Annotated in this window: 3 protein-coding genes; all 3 read left to right on the top strand. The window is 78.8% G+C overall.

What is annotated here, in order from left to right:
- Window positions 1–140 precede the first annotated feature (140 nt).
- A complete protein-coding gene (locus GTR00_RS15380; protein ID WP_166612474.1) occupies window positions 141–839 on the top strand; it encodes a response regulator in 699 nt (232 codons plus the stop codon).
- A 20-nt stretch (window positions 840–859) separates the two neighbouring features.
- Window positions 860–2,116, top strand: a complete 1,257-nt coding sequence (locus tag GTR00_RS15375) for a winged helix-turn-helix domain-containing protein (protein WP_323132512.1) — start codon at window positions 860–862, stop codon at window positions 2,114–2,116.
- Window positions 2,113–4,409: putative bifunctional diguanylate cyclase/phosphodiesterase (locus tag GTR00_RS15370; RefSeq protein ID WP_166612473.1), on the top strand; the 2,297-nt coding region annotated here is incomplete at its 3' end. The genes GTR00_RS15375 and GTR00_RS15370, both read left to right, overlap by 4 nt.

The following is a 4,409-nucleotide window of genomic DNA, read 5'->3' as shown; positions in this document are numbered from 1 at the left end:
CCCGCGCTGAGGAGGCGGGCCGGCGGGGACCCCGCCGGCCCGCCCCCGCGAGCGCGGGCCACGAGCGGTGCGGCCGGCGCGGGCGTGCCAGGATCCCGGACGGCGGGCCCGCCGGCCCGCAGCCGCCACGAGGAGGACCGGTGCCGAGCAGCAGCACGCAGTCGACGGGGACGGACGCCGTGCGCGTCGTCGTCGTCGACGACCACTCCCTGTTCCGCCGCGGACTGCAGATGGTCCTGTCCACCGAGGACGACATCGACGTCGTGGGCGAGGCCTGCGACGGCGCCGAGGCGGTGCAGCGCGTGGAGGAGCTGCTGCCGGACGTGGTGCTGATGGACGTGTGGATGCCGCGCCGCTCCGGCATCGACGCCTGCGCGGAGATCAAGGCGGTGGCCCCCTCCACCCGCATCCTCATGCTCACCTCCTCGGAGGAGGAGGACGACCTGTTCGGCGCCATCCGCGCCGGCGCCAACGGCTACCTGCTCAAGGACGTGCCCGCCGAGGAGGTCGCCGACGCCATCCGCGCGGTCGTCACCGGGCAGTCCCTCATCACCCCCAAGATGGCCGGGCTGCTGCTGGGGGAGTTCGCCGCCATGCGCCGGCGCGACGAGGAGCGCAGCCTCGGCGTGGTCGGCGCCCCCCGCCTGAGCCCGCGCGAGCTGGACGTGCTGCGCCTGCTGGCGCGCGGCATGGCCAACCGCGAGATCGCCGGCCAGCTCGGCATCAGCGAGAACACCGTGAAGAACCACGTGCGCAACCTGCTGGAGAAGCTGCAGCTGCACTCGCGCATGGAGGCGGTCGTCTACGCGGTGCGCGAGAAGATCGTGGAGCTGTCCTGAGCGAGGGCCCCGCGCCGGCGGTGGAGGAGATCGGCCCCGGCGAGGCCCGCCGCGCGGCGCTGGCCGCCCAGGGCTTCGCGGCGCGGCGCCCGGCCGCGCCGGGCGCCGCGCACGTGGCGCGGGTCGTCGAGCGCCTGGGCGTCGTGCAGATCGACTCGGTGAACGTGCTGTGCCGCAGCCACTACCTGCCCTTCTTCAGCCGCCTGGGGCCCTACCCGCGCGAGGCGGTGGACCGGGCGGTGCACCGCCGCCCGCGCCGGCTGGTGGAGTACTGGGCCCACGAGGCCTCGCTGGTGGCCCCTTCCACGCACCGGCTGCTGCGCTGGCGCATGGCGCGCGCCGCGCACGACGCGTGGGGCAGCGTGCGCAGCGTCGCCGTGGAGCAGCCGGAGCTGGTGGGGGCGGTGCTCGCGCACGTCGCCGCGCACGGGCCGGTCACCGCCCGCGAGGTGGAGGCCGCGCTGGCGCCGGGCGCGGGGCGCCCCGGGGAGCACTGGGGCTGGAACTGGTCGGCGGTCAAGCGGGCGCTGGAGCACCTCTTCTTCGCCGGGGAGGTCTCCTCGGCCGGCCGCACCGCGCAGTTCGAGCGCCGCTACGACCTCACCGCGCGGGTGCTGCCGCCGGAGGTGGCCGCCGCGCCGGACCCGGCGGAGGACGAGGCGGTGCGCGGGCTGGTCTCCCTGGCCGCGCGCGCCCTGGGCGTGGCCGGCGAGGCCGGCCTGCGCGACTACTTCCGGCTGCGCCCCGAGCAGTGCCGCCGGGCGGTGGCCGAGCTGGTGGAGGCCGGTGAGCTGGTGCCGGTGCGGGTGCGCGGGTGGGCCTCCACGCAGCGGCGCCCGGCGTACCGGCACGTGTCCGCGCGGGCCCCGCGGGTGCGGGCGCGGGCGCTGCTGACGCCGTTCGACCCGCTGGTGTGGCACCGCCCGCGCACCGAGGAGCTGTTCGGGGTGGCGGTGCGCCTGGAGTTCTACGTGCCGCGCGAGCAGCGGGTGCACGGCTACTACGTCATGCCCTTCCTGCTGGGCGAGGAGCTGGTGGCGCGCGTGGACCTCAAGGCGGACCGCGCCGCGCCCGGCGGGGTGCTGCGGGTGCTGGCGGCGTGGGCCGAGCCGGGCGCCCCGCCGGACGCGGCCGCGGAGCTGGCGGCGGAGCTGTCCGACCTGGCGCGCTGGCTGGGCCTGGCGGCCGTCGAGGTCGCCGGCAGGGGGGACCTGGCGGAGGCGTTGTCAAGGGCGGTGGGGCGTTCGGGTCACGCCGGGGGCAGCGGCTCAACGTGAGCGCGGCCGCGGCCGACACCTGGGCCGTGGACGTCTCCGAGGTGACCGCCGGTCACGTGGCGCAGGCCGGCGACCTGCTCGAGCACGTGCTGGCCGAGCTGTCCGGCGCGCCCGGCGAGCGGGAGGTCCTGCAGCGCGCCGCCGCGGTCGTCGCCGACCTGGTGGACGCCGACGTCGTGGCGGTGTGCGAGGGCGGGCACGTGCACGGCGGGGTGGGGCTGGGGCCGCGCTCGGTGCCCGAGCGCGGCCTGGCCCGCGTGGTGCACGACGGCGGCGGCACCTTCGCCGTGCCCGGCCTGGGCCGGGTGCGCGCGGTCGTGGTGGACGTGCCCGACCTGACGGGGGTGCGCGTGGTCGTCGGCCGCGCCGCCGAGCGCGTCCAGGGGGCCGCGGTGGAGCCCGGCGACCTGCGCGCGGTGCAGCTGGTGGCCCGCGTGGCGGGCCTGGTGGTGCTGGCCCGGCACGGGCGCGAGCGGGAGCGCCGGCTGCGCCAGCAGGACGCCCGCGGCGCCGCCGAGCGCAGCCGCCTGCAGCAGGCGCTCAGCCAGCGCGAGCAGGTCCTGACCACCACCGTGCGCTTCCAGCGCGCCGTGGCCGGGCGCCGGCCCCTGCCGGAGCTGCTGCTGCAGATCGCCACCAGCTCCTCGGAGCTGCTGGGCTCGCGCGCGGTGTCCCTGGTGCTGGCGGACCCGCGCTCGCAGATGCGCCTGCGGGTGGTGGCGGCCGTCGGCGAGCCGGTGCTGGAGCCGGCGCGCGCGCTGGCGGCGGCGGCCGCCCTGGACGGCTTCGGGGTCTCCCCGGGCGGTGACGGCGCCCCCGCCGCGGCGGGCGTGCACATCAACGGCCGCGGGGTGGGCGCCCTGGTGGTGGAGGCCGGTGCGCAGCCGCTGGACGCGGTGGGTGCCACGGTGCTGCGCGCGTTCGCCGAGCACGCCAGCACGGCGCTGAGCCACGCCGACACGGTGCGCGCGGTGGAGGCGGCCTCCACGGACCCCCTGACGAACCTGCCGAACCGGGCGGCGCTGCTGCGCCACCTGGAGGTGGCCCTGCGCGCGGCGGCCCCGGACGGGCTGGGCACGGCGGTGCTGTTCGTGGACCTGGACGGCTTCAAGGGGGTGAACGACGCGCTGGGGCACGCCGCGGGCGACGAGGTGCTGGGCCGGGTGGCGCGCCGGCTGCGCCGCTGCCTGCGCGGGGACGACTTCGCCGCGCGCCTGGGCGGCGACGAGTTCGCGGTGGTGGTGCGCGCCCACGAGCCGGAGCGGGCCGCGCACCGGCTGGCCGAGCGCGTGTGCGCGGAGCTGACCGCGCCGCTGGAGGTGGACGGGCGCTCGGTGCGGGTGGGCGTCAGCACCGGCCTGGCGGTGGGCTCGGCGGAGCTGGGCGCCGCGGAGGTGCTGCGCCGCGCCGACAGCGCCATGTACCGCGCCAAGGCGCTGGGGCGGGGGGACGGGCAGGCCGCCGCGGGCGGCGCGGTCGTGGTGTTCGGGGCGGACGCGCACGACGCGGACGTGCTGCGCCGGCAGCTGGAGCCGGACCTGCAGCGGGCCGTGGCCGAGGGCGAGTTCGAGCTGCTCTACCAGCCGCTGGTGCGGCTGTCGGACGGGGCCGTGGTGGGCGTGGAGGCGCTGCTGCGCTGGCGGCACCGCACGCGCGGGCTGCTGGAGCCGGGCGCCTTCCTGGTGGGCGCCGAGCGCTCCCCGGCGGTGGACGAGCTGTGGCGGTGGGTGCTGCGCTCGGCGTGCGCGCGCGCCGCGCTGTGGCGCCGGCAGGTGCCGGGGCTGTCGATGACGGTGAACCCGTCGGTGCAGCACGCCCTGTCGCGCTCGGGCGCCGAGGACGTGCTGCGGGCCCTGACGGCCTCGGGCCTGGAGCCGGGGGCGCTGGTGCTGGACGTGCCGGCGCGGGTGCTGGAGGCCGACCCGGACGTGGTGGGGGCGCGGCTGGCGCAGCTGCGCGCCACCGGGGCGCGCGTCGTGCTGGACGGCTTCGCGGCGGGCGGTCCGGCGGCGGGTGGTCCGGGCGGTCCGGGCGGGGCGTCGCCGGCGCCGCTGCGGCGGCTGCCGGTGGACGGGCTGAAGCTGGACCGCTCGCTGGTGGCGGAGCTGGACGGCGGCCAGGGGCCGCGCGCGGTGGCCGCGGTGCGCACGCTGTGCGAGCTGGGGGCGGTGCTGGACCTGCGGGTCGTGGCCGAGGGCGTGGAGCGCGCCGAGCAGGTGCGGCTGCTGCGCGAGGCGGGCTGTTCGCTGGCGCAGGGGCTGCTGCTGGGCCCGCCTCGCGCAGCAGCCGCACC

It is taken from the genome of Kineococcus indalonis (assembly GCF_009906395.1).
Taxonomy (GTDB): Bacteria; Actinomycetota; Actinomycetes; order Actinomycetales; family Kineococcaceae; genus Kineococcus; species Kineococcus indalonis.
This window is presented reverse-complemented; position numbering and strand designations above follow the sequence as displayed.